The 14,984-nt window shown below is 70.5% G+C and carries 14 protein-coding genes; 6 read left to right on the forward strand and 8 right to left on the reverse strand.

Features of this window, described 5'->3' with window-relative positions; all coding sequences use genetic code 11:
* Position 1 precedes the first annotated feature (1 nt).
* Positions 2–1,039 carry a sugar ABC transporter substrate-binding protein gene (locus tag ACIA8X_RS14465; RefSeq protein WP_393445946.1) on the reverse strand — a complete coding sequence of 346 codons (1,038 nt, stop codon included), beginning with the start codon at positions 1,037–1,039 and terminating at the stop codon, positions 2–4.
* A 449-nt stretch (positions 1,040–1,488) separates the two neighbouring features.
* Here ACIA8X_RS14465 and ACIA8X_RS14470 point away from each other — a divergent pair, with 449 nt between their 5' ends.
* Together ACIA8X_RS14470 and ACIA8X_RS14475 are read left to right on the forward strand one after the other, a co-directional pair.
* A complete protein-coding gene (locus tag ACIA8X_RS14470; RefSeq protein ID WP_393445945.1) occupies positions 1,489–2,517 on the forward strand; it encodes a response regulator transcription factor in 1,029 nt (342 codons plus the stop codon).
* On the forward strand, positions 2,514–3,473 hold the full coding sequence (locus ACIA8X_RS14475; RefSeq protein ID WP_393445944.1) for a TIGR03619 family F420-dependent LLM class oxidoreductase: 960 nt from the start codon (positions 2,514–2,516) through the stop codon (positions 3,471–3,473). The genes ACIA8X_RS14470 and ACIA8X_RS14475 overlap by 4 nt, the downstream gene beginning before the upstream one ends.
* A 29-nt stretch (positions 3,474–3,502) precedes the next feature.
* On the opposite strand, the gene ACIA8X_RS14480 is transcribed toward ACIA8X_RS14475, so the two are convergent.
* Positions 3,503–4,150: a dihydrofolate reductase family protein gene (locus tag ACIA8X_RS14480; RefSeq protein WP_393445942.1), complete on the reverse strand. Its 648-nt coding sequence runs from the start codon at positions 4,148–4,150 to the stop codon at positions 3,503–3,505.
* A gap of 129 nt (positions 4,151–4,279) precedes the next feature.
* The gene (locus tag ACIA8X_RS14485; RefSeq protein WP_393445940.1) at positions 4,280–4,873 is read right to left on the reverse strand and encodes a TetR/AcrR family transcriptional regulator; all 594 of its coding nucleotides are present in this window, start codon (positions 4,871–4,873) and stop codon (positions 4,280–4,282) included.
* 143 nt (positions 4,874–5,016) lie between these two features.
* On the opposite strand from ACIA8X_RS14485, the gene ACIA8X_RS14490 reads away from it, so the two are divergent.
* Positions 5,017–5,751 (forward strand): NADPH-dependent F420 reductase, encoded by a 735-nt coding sequence (locus tag ACIA8X_RS14490; RefSeq protein WP_399458375.1) that lies wholly within the window; start codon positions 5,017–5,019, stop codon positions 5,749–5,751.
* Positions 5,752–5,758: 7 nt separating this feature from the next.
* Positions 5,759–6,505, forward strand: coding sequence for a dienelactone hydrolase family protein (locus ACIA8X_RS14495; RefSeq protein ID WP_399458376.1), 747 nt, complete (start codon positions 5,759–5,761; stop codon positions 6,503–6,505).
* 11 nt (positions 6,506–6,516) lie between these two features.
* Here ACIA8X_RS14495 and ACIA8X_RS14500 read toward each other — a convergent pair whose 3' ends face one another.
* From ACIA8X_RS14500 to ACIA8X_RS14520, 5 genes are read right to left on the reverse strand one after another with little or no spacing between them, the layout of a single operon-like run.
* Positions 6,517–7,776 (reverse strand): glucarate dehydratase family protein, encoded by a 1,260-nt coding sequence (locus ACIA8X_RS14500; RefSeq protein WP_399458377.1) that lies wholly within the window; start codon positions 7,774–7,776, stop codon positions 6,517–6,519.
* A complete protein-coding gene (locus tag ACIA8X_RS14505) occupies positions 7,773–8,681 on the reverse strand; it encodes a 5-dehydro-4-deoxyglucarate dehydratase (RefSeq protein ID WP_399458378.1) in 909 nt (302 codons plus the stop codon). Before ACIA8X_RS14505 ends, ACIA8X_RS14500 begins: the two co-directional genes overlap by 4 nt.
* Positions 8,682–8,707: 26 nt before the next feature.
* Positions 8,708–9,652, reverse strand: coding sequence for a carbohydrate ABC transporter permease (locus ACIA8X_RS14510; RefSeq protein ID WP_393445930.1), 945 nt, complete (start codon positions 9,650–9,652; stop codon positions 8,708–8,710).
* Entirely contained in the window at positions 9,649–10,569 is a 921-nt protein-coding gene (locus ACIA8X_RS14515) for a carbohydrate ABC transporter permease (protein ID WP_393445928.1), read from the reverse strand. The genes ACIA8X_RS14510 and ACIA8X_RS14515 overlap by 4 nt, the downstream gene beginning before the upstream one ends.
* Entirely contained in the window at positions 10,566–11,900 is a 1,335-nt protein-coding gene (locus ACIA8X_RS14520; protein ID WP_393445926.1) for an ABC transporter substrate-binding protein, read from the reverse strand. Before ACIA8X_RS14520 ends, ACIA8X_RS14515 begins: the two co-directional genes overlap by 4 nt.
* A gap of 660 nt (positions 11,901–12,560) precedes the next feature.
* Here ACIA8X_RS14520 and ACIA8X_RS14525 point away from each other — a divergent pair.
* A complete protein-coding gene (locus tag ACIA8X_RS14525; protein ID WP_393445924.1) occupies positions 12,561–14,426 on the forward strand; it encodes a phage tail sheath family protein in 1,866 nt (621 codons plus the stop codon).
* Between the two features lie 33 nt (positions 14,427–14,459).
* Positions 14,460–14,984 (forward strand): phage tail protein, encoded by a 525-nt coding sequence (locus ACIA8X_RS14530; RefSeq protein WP_004003113.1) that lies wholly within the window; start codon positions 14,460–14,462, stop codon positions 14,982–14,984.

Below are 14,984 nucleotides of genomic sequence, written 5' to 3' on the forward strand. Positions count from 1 at the left end.
CCTACGCGTTCTGGGCGAGCAGGGCGTCGATCCGGGCCGTGTCCGCGCGCTGGACCAGGGTGATCGGCACCTGGGCGCTCGCGTCCGCCTTCCCCGCGGCGACCGCGCGCGGCACGTCCACGATGGCGGCGGCGATGTCCTTGGGCGCGAGGGCGGCGGAGGCGCGGTAGAAGGTGCCCTGCTTGATCGCGAGCAGGGAGGGCGCCGAGCCGTCCTGCCCGCCGACGAAGGTCTTGGCGTCGTCCTTCGCCCGCCCGGTCTGCTGGAGTGCCTTGAACCCGCCGTACGCCGCGGCGTCCGTGACGCCGAGGATGATGTCGAGGTCGGGGTGCTTGGCGAGGATGGCGCGGGACTTGGACAGGCCGGTGTCCGGGTCGATGGCCTGCTCCTGGGCGACGACGTCGACGCCGGGCGCGTGCTTGGTGAAGGCGTCGATCATGCCCTTGGTGCGCTCGCGGCCCAGCTGGATGGTGCTGTCGGTGAGGAAGGCGACCTTGCCCCTGCCGCCGAGCCGTTCGTCCGCCCACTTGGCGGCTGCCTCCCCGAGCAGGGTTCCGCCCTCGACGAAGCTGAACTGGATGTCGGCGCTCTGGTGTTCCAGTGATCCGCCGTACGTCACCCAGATCAGGCCCGCGTCCAGCGCCGCCTTGGCGATGGACTCCGTCGCCTCGAAGACCATCGGGAACGACACGATGGCCGGGACCTTCTGGGTGACCCAGGTGTTGAGATTGGTGGCCTGGGTGTCGGCGTTGCCCGCGTCGCTCGTGGTCAGCAGCGAGATGTCGTGCTGCTTGGCGGCGGTCGTGGAGAGCTTCACCAGGGTCGAGTAGAGCGGGAGTTGGGTGAAGGGGTAGTCCAGGCCGATCTTGGTGAGCTTGCCCGACGGTCCGCCGGAGGCCGCGGCCTGCGTCGAGCCGGTTCCGTCGTCCGGCGCCGAACAGCCGGCGGCGGCCAGCGCGGCGGTGGCGACGGACGCGCCGGACCAGGCGAGGAACCGTCGTCTTGAGGTCGGGGAGGCGGACGAGGGGGATGCGGTCATGGCGGTGCCCTTCGGGGGACGGGGCCCGGTGCGGGCCGGGCGTCGGTGCGTGCCGAACAGGAAAGACCCGGGCAGGTCGCGCCGCCATCCGTACATATACCGACCGTTGTCGGGGTGGGGGAGTGTGTTTCGCCCCCGCCGCCCCTACCCGTCCCGTCCCTGGGGGGCTCCGCCCCCAGACCCCCGTTTCGGCCCTTAAGGGGCCTTGTCCTCAAACGCCGGACGGGCTGAAATGCGCGGGCCCGGTGCTTGGGGCGCAGGCGGGCAAAATCAGCCCCTCCGGCGTTTGAGGAGCGGGGTCTGGGGCGGAGCCCCAGAAGGACGGGAAGGGTAGGGGCGGCGGGGGCGAAAACAGGACCGGCCCCGCCCGGCCTTGTGGACCGCCCACGCCCACCCATATCGTTAGGGCCCAAACAACCGCCCCGTGGTCCCGGCCCCCGGAGTCCCGCATGATCAGCCACCACCAGCTCGCGGCGGCTGCCCGCATCGGCATGCTCACCCGTGAACGCGACACCACCTCGGCCTGCGCGCAGGCGCTGAGCGAGCTCGCTGCCGCCCTGCCGCTCGACGCCGCCACCCTGCTGGCGATCGACCCGCTGACCGGCGCCCACGCCCAGGTGGCCGGCGTCGGCTACGAACCGGGGGACGCCGAGGCGCTGGCCGCCGAGTTCGTGGGGACGCCGTGGTACGGCAACGTCGTACGACAGGAGCTCCCGCCGTCCATCACCGAGGACGCCGAGGACGCCGGGCAGCGCTTCCGCCACGGCTGGTTCTACGCCGAGCGCGTCCGCCCGGCCGGCTTCCGGGACGGCGTGACGGGAGCACTGCGTCACGAGGGCCGGCTCGTGGGCCTGGTCCACCTGGCCGCGGAGGGCGCGAACGCCTACGACACCGAGGCGCGCCGACTGCTCGCCTCCGTGCTCCCCGCGCTGGGCGCCCTCGCCGACCCGACGGCCCGACCGGCCGAGCTGCACGACCTGCCGGAGGAGGCGGGGGCGAACCTCGTCGCCGACGGAGCTGTCGTCGACCTCCCGGGACACCGACCCGCCCAGGTCCTCGCGGATGATGAATTCGCTTGTCTGGTCCGGGCGTTCGAGGACTCCGGTGGGCAGCGGCTACGCGTGCTGTGGCCGGTCGGCCGGGAGTGGCACCGCGTGGTGCTGCGCCGGTGCACCGCCGGCTCGGCGCTCGTCCGCCGGGCGGTCGTCGTCCACGAGGTGCCCATGGAGCTGCCGTACGGACTGAGCCCGCGCGAGCTGGAGGTGCTGACGCGGGCCGCGATGGGCCAGACCAACCACGCCATCGCGGCGGCCCTCTACCTCTCCCCGCGGACCGTGCACAGCCACGTCGAGCACCTCCTGCGCAAGACCGGCTGTGCCTCCCGCGCCCAGGCCACGGCGCTCGCGGTGCGTGACGGCGTGCTGCGTCCGGCCCCGGAGGACGTCTCCCGCTTCGTCGAAAGGCAAGGATGCGCATGACGATCACCACCCCGACGGCCACCGCGCCCCACATGCTCCTCGTCCTCAGCGAGAACTGGACGCTCACCGGTGGCCGCGCCGATCTCCCCAGGGCCGTGCGCTGGGCCCGCGAGGCCGAGGACGCCGGATTCGACGCGGTGATGGTCAGCGAACACATCGTCCTGGGACCCGACGCCGCCGCGGCCGGCATCATGGGCAACCCCCGCGACTACGCCCTCCCGGGCAACCAGGACCCGTACACCCCCTGGCCGAACTCGCTGCTCCTGCTCGCCGCCATCGCCTCCGTCACCGAGCGGCTGCGCCTGGCCGCCGCGGCCGTCCTCGCCCCGCTGCGCCATCCCCTGCTGATGGCACGTGAGTTGGGCACCCTCGACCTGCTCAGCGAAGGACGACTGGTGGTGCAGCCCACGGTCAGCTGGAGCAGGGACGAGTACGACGCGCTGGGCGTGCCGTTCGGCAGCCGGGGCCGGTTGCTCGACGAGCACCTGGCGATCTGGGCGAAGGCCTGGGGACCGTCACCGATCTCGCACGCCGGCGAGCACTACTCCTTCAAGGACGTCTGGTTCGAGCCGAAGGCGTACCGCCCGGAGGGCCCTCGACTCTGGTTCGGCGGACAGCGCCTGCACGGCCCGGTCCTGCGCCGACTCGTCCGCCACGGCCATGGATTCCATCCCCTCGGCCGGCCCGCGGGCGAGGACATCCAGCTCCTCAAGGACGCCCTGGCCGCGGCCGGCCGTGACCTCGCCGACCTGGAGATGATCGGCGGCACCCAGGCCGTCTTCCCCGACGACCACTCCCCGGCGGACCTCGGCGCCGCACTCGCGTCGATCCCGGAGCAACTCGAACAGGGCTTCACGACCTTCTGCGTCAAGCCGAACCAGTTCATCGACGACCCGGACGGGGTCGGCGCGTTCTGCCGTGACGTGATGCGGCGGGTCGAGGCACTGACGAGGTAGCGGTCCGGCCTCACCGGCACGGCGGTGGTTCAAAGGCCCGTACGGGTGAACGTCACATGGGTGACCCCGCTGGGCGAGGAGGTGGCCTCGACCTCGTAGCCGTCCTCGACGCCCTCCAGCCCGTCCCAGAGGCGTACGCCTCGGCCGAGCAGGATCGGGGCCACCACGACGTGCAGGTGGTCGATGAGCCCGGCGGCGAAGAAGTCGCGGACCACGGTGGGCCCGCCGCCGATGCGTACGTCCTGCCCGCCCGCGGCCTCGCGGGCTGTTTCGAGAGCCTTGGCGGGCGAGGTGTCGAGGAAATGGAACGTCGTGCCGCCCTCCATCTCGATCGACGGGCGCGGGTGATGGGTGAGGACGAAGGTCGGCGTGTGGAACGGCGGGTTGGGCCCCCACCACCCCTTCCACTCCGGGTCCTCGTGCCACCCCGGGTAGCCGAACTTCCCCGCGCCCATGATCTCGGCACCGATCCCGGGCAGGAACTGCCGCGCGAAGGCGTCGTCGACGCCGCCGGTTCCGCCGGGCCGACGGGTCATGCCGTGCCAGAAGCGGGTGGTGAACATCCACTCGTGCAGCCTCTCGCCGGCGTGGCCGAACGGCGCGTCGCGGCTGAGCCCCTCACCGGTGCCGAAGCCGTCGAGCGAGATGGAGAAGTTGTGGACGCGAGCGAGTGACATGGCCGGCGCTTCCTTTCCTGCTGCTGGTCGAGCTTCGTCGGGTCAGCTCGGTCATGCAGCGATGATGGGACGCGGCCACTGATTCGGCGACCCCTGAAACAGGCCCTGAGGGGACTGTCCGACCATTCCCTAGCCGGACCCCAGCGCCGCGAAGGCCTCGTCCAGGAGCTCGACCAGGTCGAGCCGGCCGTCGGAGGCGCTCCAGTGGTCGACCGCGACGTTCAGACAGTCCAGCGCCGCCGCGGCGCGCACCGTCTGGCCGAGCGTGGCCGGCTCCGCGGAACCGGCACGCTCCGCGAGCGCCCGGGCCAGGGCGGGGCGCCAGCCGTGCTGCTTCTCCAGTTGTCGCGCGCACAGGGCGGGAGTGTCCCTGACCAGGCGGGTCGTCGCGAGGGCGCGGGCAGGGTCCTCGTGATAGCGCGCGATGACCGTGTCCAGGGCGTGCCGCAGAGCCGTCCAGTCGTCCTCGTCGGCGGGCCGGGCGCGCAGGGCGTCGGCGGCCTGGTCGCCATGGGCGTCGAAGGCGGCGAGGACGGCCTCCTCCTTGGTGCCGAAGTAGCGCAGGAAGGTGCTGCGGGACACCTCGGCCGCCGTTGCCAGGTCGTCGAGGGTGACCTTCTCGAAGCCCTCGCGCTGGAACAACTCCAAGGCCACCTCGGCCAGTTGGGCCCGTACGGCGGCCCGTGCGATGTCTCTGGTGGTGGTACGTGCTGCTGCGCTCACCTCGTGACCCTATCCCGCCGTCCGATCCGACTTGCAGTTCCGATACTCGGTCACTAACGTGACACTCAGTTTCACATACGAAACTTCACTTCACACTTCATTGCACAGACTCCCCCCGGCACAGCGACGGAGGCACGCACACCGTGACCAAGACCCTCGGACTCATCGGCAGCGGCATGATCGGCAAAGCGGTGGCCCGCCTCGCCGTCGCCGCCGGACTGGACGTCGTCCTCAGCAACTCCCGCGGTCCCGAGACCCTCGCCGACCTCGTCGCCGAACTCGGCGACGCCGCACGCGCGGGCACGCCCGAGGAGGCCGCGCGAGCCGGTGACCTGGTCGTGGCGACCGTCCCGCTCAAGGCATACGACCGCCTTCCGGCCGCCGCCCTCGCGGGCAGGACCGTGATCGACACCATGAACTACTACCCGGACCGCGACGGCCGCCTCGCCGAACTGGACTCGGGCGAGCTGACCTCCAGCGCCCTGGTCCAGCGGCACCTGGCCGACTCGCGAGTGGTGAAGGCCTTCAACAACATCGACTTCCACCGGCTGGCGACCTCCGCCCGGCCCTCCGGCGCCCCCGAGCGCAGCGCGCTGCCCATCGCGGGTGACGACCCCGGAGCCAAGGCCGACGTGGCCCGGCTGCTGGACACCCTCGGCTACGACGCCGTGGACATCGGGACGCTCGCCGACAGCCGGCGCAGCCAGCCCGGTACGCCGGTCTACGTCGACCCGTACCTGGCGCCGCGGCCCGAGGGATTGAGCCAGGAAGAGGCACAGCGCTGGTTCTTCGGGACCCCGGGCGTCCCGGTCTCCGCGGACCGCGTCCGGGAACTCGTCGACGCCGCGACCCTCGACGCCACGACACCCGAGAACTGAGGCCGCCGTGCAGGGAACACTCGTCACCGTCCCCACTCCGGACGGAACCGTCGACGCCCATCTCGCCAGGCCCGAGGGCAGCGCCCCGCACCCGGCCGTGCTGATGTACATGGACGCCTTCGGCCTGCGCCCGCACCTGGAGGGGATGGCTGACCGGCTCGCCTCGGCCGGGTACACCGTCCTGGTCCCCAACGTCTTCTACCGCCACGGCCCGGCGCCCGTCGTGGAGTTGCCCGAGTTCATCAACCCGGCCGAGCGGCCTGAGATCTTCCAGAGCCTTCGCCCGGCCGCCCAGACCCTCACACCCGAGGCGGCCATGCGGGACGCCGGGGCCTACCTCGACTGGCTGGCCGACTCCCCGCTGACGGTGGACGGCCCGGTGGGCGTCACCGGCTACTGCATGGGCGCCGGACTTGCCCTGCGCACCGCCGGGACGTATCCGGACCGGGTGGCGGCCGTGGCCGGCTTCCACGGGGCGTACCTCGCGACGGACGCCCCGGACAGCCCGCATCTGCTCGCCGACCGCATCACCGCCGAGCTCTACTTCGGCCACGCCGACCAGGACTCGACCAACCCGGCCGAGCAGATCGACCGCCTCGACAAGGCCCTCGCCGCGGCCGGAGTCCGCCACCGCGGCGAGATCTATCCCGGCGCCCACCACGGCTTCACCCAGGCGGACACCGCGATGTACGACGCCGAGGCGACTCAGCGACACTGGGCGGCCCTGCTGGAGCTGCTGGGCCGCACCTTGTGACGATCAGTCGGTCACCAGCGGGGGAGCAGGCGCTCGTACTCCGGCTGGATCCGCCGCATGTACCCGGTGTCGTCGCGTGAACGCATCCCCGAGTCGACGTACAGCCGGTGCAGCCGGTCGAGGGCGTCGTGGTCGAGCTCCACGCCGAGGCCCGGTCCCGTGGGCACCTCGACCGCCCCGTCGCGCAGTTCCAGGACGCCGGGGACGATCACTTCGTCCGCCGAGTTCCACGGGTAGTGCGTGTCACAGGAATGGTCGAGGTTCGGGATGGCCGCCGCCACATGGGTCATCGCCGCGAGGCTGATGCCCAGGTGCGAGTTGGAGTGCATCGACAGGGCGATGCCGAACGCCTCGCAGACGGCGGCCAGTTCACGGGTGCGGCGCAGCCCGCCCCAGTAGTGGTGGTCGGTGAGGAGCACCTGGATCGCGTTCTGCTCGATCCCGGGCTTCAGGTGCTCCCAGGCGATCACACACATGTTGGTGGCGAGGGGGAGCGGCGAGTCCTTCGCGACCTCGGCCATCCCGTCGATGCCCTCGGCCGGGTCCTCCAGGTACTCCAGCACGCCGTCCAGTTCGCGTGCGACGTACTTCGAGGTCTCCACCGTCCAGGCCGTGTTGGGGTCCAGGCGCAGCGGCTGCCCGGGGAAGGCCTCCGCCAGCGCCTTGATCGCCGCGATCTCCTCGTCGGGCGGGAACACGCCGCCCTTGAGCTTGAACGACTCGAACCCGTACCGCTGTTGCATCAGCCGGGCCTGCTCGACGACCCCGGCGGGATCCAGCGCCTCGCCCCAGTCGTCGCCGACCGCCGGGCGGCCGTCGAGGGCCGGGTGCTCGGCCCACTTGTAGAAGAGGTACGCGGCGAAGGGCACCGAGTCCCGGACCTTCCCGCCGAGCAGATCGCTGACCGGACGGCCGAGCAGCTTGCCCTGGGAGTCGAGACAGGCGACCTCCACCGCCGAGGTGGTCCAGCCGCGCTCGTGGGAGCTGGGCACCGTGGGCAGCAGGGCGGCGTCGATCGCGGCCGAGACGGCCGTCGTGTCGAAGACGTCCATGCCCACGACCACCTTCGCGGCGGCCTGAAGCCGCTCCAGCCGGGCGACGCCTCCGGGGGACTCGCCGAGGCCCACCGTGCCGTCCTCCAGGACCAGTTGCAGGATGATGCGCAGGGCGAGGGGCTCGTGGACGCCGCCCGAGTTGAGCAGGGGCGGGTCGCGGAAGGCGATCGGGGTGACGATCAGTTCGCGGATCCGGGTGCCGACGGTGGTGCTCATGCGCGGACCGCCTCCAGGCCGTGGTCGATGAGTTTCGCCAGCCGGGCGATGTGCTCCGGCGTGGGGTCGAGCAGCGGCGCCCGTACGCCGCCGACGTCCAGGCCCCGAAGGGTCACTCCGGCCTTGACGAGGGCCACGGCGTACCCGGGGACCTCGTCGCGGAGTTCGACGAGGGGGCCGTAGAACTCGTCGAGGAGGGTCGTCACCACCTCCTGGTCCCCACGTGCCAGCGCCCGGTGGAAGGCGAGCGCGATCTCCGGGGCGAAGGCGAACACCGCCGACGAGTACAGGTCGACGCCGATGCCCTGGTAGGCGGGCGCCGTCATCTCGGCGGTTGGCAGGCCGTTGAAGAACTGGAAGTCCGCCCCGCCCGACAGGGCACGCACCGCGCGGACGATGCGGTGCATCCGCTCGATGTCGCCGATGCCGTCCTTGAGGCCGACGACCTTCGGCAGGGCGGCGATCTCGGCCGCGGTGGTCTCGGTGAGGCGGGCGGTGCCGCGCTGGTAGAAGATCACCGGCAGGTCCGTCGCGGCCGTGACCTCCTCGATGTACCGCACCAGGCCCCGCTGCGGCGCCGTCACCAGGTACGGCGGCAGCAACAGGATGCCGTCGGCGCCGGCGCGTCCGACGCGGGCGGCCTGGTCGCGGGCGACCGGGGGAGGGCCGCCGGCCGCGGCCAGGACGGGGACGCGTCCGGCGGTCGTCTCGACGGCGACGCGCGTGGCCCGTTCGATCTCGTCGGGCGTCAGCGCGTGGAACTCACCGGTGCCGCAGGCGACGAACACGCCGCCCGCACCGGCCGCGACGCCGTTCTCGACGTGCCGGGCGAGCCGTTCCTCGTCCAGCGAACCGTCCGCTGCGAACGGCGTCACCGGGAAGAACAGCACTCCTTGGAACTTCATGTCTCCCTCAAACGTGGGGGGTTGGTTCAGCCCTTGGTGGCCCCGGCGGCGATGCCGGTGACCAGCGAGCGCTGGAGGAGCAGATAGACGATCAGGCTGGGTATCAAGGCGATGACCGCGCCGGCCAGCACCACGCCGGAGCCGACCTCGGGGTCGGTGCGCAGGATGGACAGGGCGACGGTGACCGTGTAGTCGGTGGGGTCCTTGGAGGCGATCAGGGGCAGCAGGTACTGGTCCCAGATCATGATGAAGCCGAGGACGCCGGCCACGCCGAGCGCGGGCTTGCACAGCGGCAGGACGATCTGCCACAGCATCCTCAGCTCGCCGACGCCGTCCAGGCGGGCGGCCTCCTCTATCTCGTCGGGGATGTCCCGCATGAACTCGGTCAGCATCATCACCGAGAAACCCCAGGCGCCCAGCGGCAGGATGACGCCCCAGACCGTGCCCTTGAGGTCCAGGTGGACCACGGGAACGTCGCCGAGGACCAGCGACAGGGGGATCGCGATGACCTCCTCGGGGAGCATCAGCGTCATCATGAACAGCATCATGATCAGCGCCTGGCCGCGGAACCTGTGCCGGGCCAGCGCGTACGCGGCGAGCGTGCACACCACGAGCTGGAGCAACAGCCCGCCGCCCGCGATGACGAGCGAGTTGCCGAAGTAGTCCCAGATGCCGCGCTCGCCCGCCACCTTGAAGTTCAGCAGCGTGTTGTCGTGCGGCAGGAAGGACAGCGAGGAGCCGCTGGGGTTGGTGGTCAGGGCGCCCGAGAAGATCGTCAGGAACGGCGCCGCGAAGACGCCGAGGGCGATCAGACAGAGCAGGATGCGCAGGGCCCAGGCGAGGCCGGGCTTGTCGTTCCAGCCGAGGGCGGTGTCGAAGCGGGCCGGGGTGGTCCGCTGTGCCTTGGTGCTCCGTCCGGCCGGGGTGTCAGGGGCCGCCGGCCGGACGGGGTCGATGACGGGGGCGCTCATCGCGCTTCTCCCCTCTTGCGGAGGTAGTTGATCGTGACGGTGAGCAGCAGCGTCACGCAGAGCAGCACGACGGAGGCCGCCGAGGCGCCGCCGATGTCATTGCGGGTGAAGCCGAGGGTGTAGGCGCGGGTCATCCAGACGTCGGTGGACCCGGCGGGGCCGCCGCCGGTGAGGACGTAGACCTCGGTGAACACGCGCAGTCCGCGGATCGTGGCGAGCGTGAGCACGATCATCAGCGCCGGACGGATCGCGGGCAGCGTGACGTACCGAAGGCGCTGCCGGAACGAGACGCCGTCCATCGCCGCCGCCTCGTACAGCGAGCGGTCCACGCCCGCCAGACCGGCGAGGATGATCACCATGTTGTACGGGGCCCAGATCCAGATGCCCATGGCCATCGTCGAATACAGCGCGATGCCCGGGTTGTCGAGGAACTGGACGGGGCCGAGCCCGAGCAGGTGCAGACCGCTGTTGAGGAGGCCGTCGGAGGTCGGGTAGTACATCAGCCGCCACAGCTCACCGACGACCGCGGTGGCGGTGACGGCGGGCAGGAAGACCGCGGTACGGATGATCTTCAGCGAGCGGGCCTGGCCCTCCAGCAGCAGGGCGAGGACGAAGCCGAGCAGGATGGCGCCGAGCGACTGGCCGATGCCCAGGACCAGGGTGTGGCCGATGGCGTCCTGGAAGCGGTGATCGGTCAGGACCCGGGTGTAGTTGTCGAGGCCGATCCACCGGTCGCCGAGGAAGGGCCGTACGTCGAAGAAGCTGAGCCAGACGCCCTTGGCCATCGGCCAGAACTTGAAGACGAGGGCGAGCAGCAGACCGGGTGCCAGAAAGAGCCAGGGGACGACGGCCTTCTTGTCGAAGGCCCTCTTGCCGAGGCCTCTGCGCGCCGCGGGCGCGGGGACGGTAGCGGTCATTTCAGCAGGTCCTGGTCCTTGAGGTCACCGGCGAGGGTCTCGTTGAGCTCCCCCAGCTGGGAGCGGACGTCACCGCCGCAGTACGTGAAGATCGAGTTGAGCGCGTCGGCGGTGTCCTGCTTGATCGGGGCGAAGTCCGGCGCGTTCGGGAACTGCTGGGAGGCGTCCTCGTAGGCCTTCTGTACGACACTCCAGCGGGCGTCGCCGCGGACCTTGGCCGCGTCCAGGGTGGAGTTCACCGGGATGCGGACGACGGGCTGGTGGCCGTCGACACTGGTCATGGCGATCTTCTGGCCCTCGGGCGAGACCAGGAACGCGGCCAGCGCCCGCTCCTGCCTGTCCTTGCCGGTCTTGGCGCCGAGGTAGACGTTCTCGCCGTCGGCCAGCACATCGCCGCCTGCCGGGCCCGCCGGGGCGGGGACGACCTCGTACTTGCCCTTGCCGAGTGTGCCGTCGAAGGTGGTGATGTTGTACGGGCCGGTCATGTACATCCCGGCGTTGCCGTCCTGGAAGTTGGTGGCGGTCGACGTGACGGCGGTGATCGCGCCGGGCTGGAGGACACCCTTCTCGCCGCAGAAGAGGTTGTCCTTCATCCAGGTCACGGCGTTCACCGCGGCGGCGGAGTCCATGGCCGGGCGGTACTTGCCCCTGCCGTCCGACTCGATGATCTCTGCGCCGCCCTGCCACAGGAAGCTCGCGCCCCACCAGGCGGCGTAGCCGTTCTGGGCGCTGCCCGGCGCGACGATGCCGTAGGTGTCGGCCTTGCCGTCGCCGTCCGGGTCCTCGGTGGCGAACGCCTTGGCGACGGAGAGCATCTCCTGCCAGGTCGTCGGCGCCTTGAGACCCAGCTTCTTCAGCCAGTCCGTGCGGATCATCAGGGTCTGGGCCTGACGGGAGTACGGGATGCCGTAGTGCTTCCCGTCGACGCCCACCGTGGAGGACCAGGACTTGTCGGTGATCTGGTCGCCGCCCGCGATCGAGGCGGGGTCGATCGGCTTGAGCAGGCCCTGGCTCTGGTAGCTGCCCATCAACGCGGTGTCGTTGATCATGACGTCCGGGAGGTCCTTGGTGGACGCCCGGCTCTGGAGCTGCTGGTCGAAGTTGATGACCGGCTGGTAGTCGATCTTGATGCCGGTCTTCTTGGTGAAGGCGGCGAAGACCCGGTCGTAGGTGGCGGCGGAGTCCGGATTGCTCCGGGTCCACACCTCCAGGGTGTTCGGATCGTCGCCGCCCGCGCTGCCGGAACCGGAGCCGCACGCGGCCGTTCCGAACGCGAGCGCCGCGGCGACGAGCAGGGCGGCCGGGCGGCGACTTCGTCGGCGTTCGAGCATGGGCACACTCCGTGGATCCCAGGTGGTTCTGGTGCTGTCCTGTTTCCGTGGTTCACATGTATGAACTCACTTCACGCATCTAAATGATCGGCCAAGCTACGAATCATTTCGGCCGTATGTCAAGACATGGCCGAGAGATTTCACCGGCCCTATAAGTGCGATCACCGAAGGTGTGGATTCGCGTCACCCCTGGAAAACCAGCCACGGTGCGTTGTGTACGACTGGGGGAGGCGTACGGGCGTGCGACCAGTCGAACGGTGTTGCCAGCAGGCCTTCGGCGTGTCCGGGGGCCCGCTCGGGGTTCGCGGCGCCCCCCTTGCGTGCGGAATCTGTGAACCACCTGGCCGGGGCGCGCAGGCGTGACGTGTGGATGCCGCGAGGGCGTCTTCACCAAACCCCCTCCTGGGGTGGCCTGAAGGCGCCTTGCTCGGTCAACTTCGAACACGTGAAGGTGGGTTGAGCACTTGAGCATCAGGAGTCACAAGCGCGTTTGCTTGAGCCGTGCGGTCGATCGCCCACGGTGATGACGGGGGAACTGGTGCGGTGCACGTGTCCGCGTCGCTCGTGTGAGTGGCGTTTTCGTGCCCCGGGTCGGGAATGCCTCCCTCTGCCATCTCTTGGTGCCTTTGTCCGGTACCCGAGACAGGGATAGGAGGGGGAATGCCGATGAGCGCGGTCAGCGCCGCCAAGCCGACGTATCCCGGCGTATACGTAGAGGAACTTCCCAGCAGTACCCGCACCATCTCGACCCTGACCACGTCTGTGACCGCCTTTGTGGGCCACACCCGACGTGGTCCGCTCAACGAGCCGGTACGCGTCAACAGCTTCGCGGAGTTCGAGCGCCGCTTCGGTGGGCTGAGCGCCCAGAGCGCCGTCGGCTACGCCGTCCACCAGTTCTTCGGCAACGGCGGGACCATCGCGGTCATCGTCCGCGTCGCCAAGGCCGGCAGTGGCAAGGCCGCCTGCGTCACCCTCAAGTCCACCGAGGGCCACAGCGAGGGCCCGGTCCTCGAGGTGCACGCCAAGGAGCCCGGCGTCTGGGGCAACGGCCTGCGCGTCGCCGTCGACCACGACACACCGTGCCCCGACGAGACGTTCAATCTGCGCGTCTACGACGCCAAGGGCGACGCCCGTGAGAGCTTCACCGGCCTGTCGATGGACCCCTCGCACGGCCGCTACGCGCAGACCGTGATCAACGCGGGCTCGAAGCTGATCCGTGTCGAGGTCGTCGGCGAGGGCCGCCCCGACCCGTCCGGCACCGTCTCCAAGCCCTTCGGTGACGAACTGCCCAACCTGGAAGTCGACCTGACCGTCAAGATCGGTGAGGTGGAGCGCGAGTTCAAGCTCTACGACCCCGACTGCGACGGCGAAGCCCCGTGCAGCGTCGCCGAGTTGGCGCTGCTGCTGGAGCGCAAGCTGCGCGCCCTGCCCGACGCGCCCGGCAAGCACGCCTTCGCCGGCGCCGAGGTCACCGCCTTCGGACGCCGTATCCAGGTCGTCGCCGGCTCCACCGACCCCGAGGACATCGTCCGCTTCCTCGGAGAGTGCGCCAACGACCTCGGCCTTGAGGCCTCCGTCAACCCGCCGGTCTTCCCGCTGGAGGGCGGCGAGGACGGCGAGGCACCGGGCCCGCGCGACCTCATCGGCTCCGAGGCCGACAAGACCGGCATCCAGGCCCTGCGCGGCGTCGCCGACGTCAACCTGCTGGCGCTGCCGGAGCTCGCGGCGTACGAGAAGGTCGAGGACGCGCTCACCGTCATCTCGGCCGCCCAGCGACTGGCCGCCGAGCGCCGGATCTTCCTGCTCGTCGACGCCCCCAGCACCTGGGTCAGCGTCGACACCGCACGGGCCGGGCTCGCCGCCTTCGACGCCGTACGCGGCAACCACGCGGGCCTGTACTTCCCGCACCTGCAGCTCACCGACCCGCTCACGGGCCGGCTGCGCTCCTTCCCGCCGTCCGGCGCGATCGCCGGCGTCATCGCGCGCATCGACTCCGAGCGCGGTGTGTGGAAGGCCCCGGCCGGCACCGAGGCGCGGCTCGCGGGCGTGCACTCGCTCACGGTCAACCTCACCGATCGCGAGGCCGGGCTGCTCAACCCGCTCGGCGTCAACGTCCTGCGCACCTTCCCGGTCACCGGCCCGGTCGTCTGGGGCGCGCGCACGCTGGAGGGCTCGGACGCGCTCGACAGCGAGTGGAAGTACGTGCCCGTGCGCCGCCTCGCGCTGCATGTCGAGGAGAGCCTCCAGCGGGGCCTGCAGTGGGTGGTCTTCGAGCCCAACGACGAGAACCTGTGGCAGCAGATCCGGCTCGCCGCGTCCTCGTATCTGCACACGCTCTTCCGTCAGGGCGCCTTCAAGGGCGGCACCCCGCGCGAGGCGTACTTCGTCAAGTGCGACAGCGACACGACGACCGCCGAGGACATCGAGAACGGCATCGTCAACGTCCTCGTCGGCATCGCACCGGTCAGGCCGGCGGAGTTCGTGATCGTCAAAATCCAGCAGACGTCCGGGCAGTTCGCGCTCTAAGCGCCGGGAATCGTGGAGAACTGAAGGAATCCGATGGCTGAGTTCACGGTCAACGCGCATCGCTTCGACCCCTACAAGAACTTCAAGTTCCTGGTCCTGTGGGACGGTCGTACGGTCGCCGGCATCAGCAAGATCAGTCCGCTGAAGCGGACGACGGAAGTCGTCAAGCACCGGCACGGAGGCGACCCCTCGTCGCCCCGCAAGTCGCCGGGCCGCTCCGAGTTCGAGGGCATCACCCTGGAGCGCGGAGTCACCCACGACCCCGAGTTCGACCGCTGGGCCAACAAGGTCTGGCAGGTCGGCGCGGGCCTCGGCTCCGAGGTGTCCCTCGCGGACTTCCGCAAGGACATCGTCATCCAGGTCCTCAACGAGGCCGGCCAGGTCGCCGTCTCGCACAAGCTGTACCGGACCTGGCCGAGTGAGTACCAGGTCCTCGGCGAGCTGGACGCCAACGCCAACGCGGTGGCCATCCAGTCGCTGAAGCTCGAGTGCGAGGGCTGGGAGCGGGACTACGAGGTACCTGAGCCGGAGGAGCCGTCGTTCCTCAACCCTGCCTGA

Origin of the sequence: Streptomyces sp. NPDC051738 (assembly GCF_044453205.1) — a bacterium.
Lineage (GTDB): Bacteria > Actinomycetota > Actinomycetes > Streptomycetales > Streptomycetaceae > Streptomyces.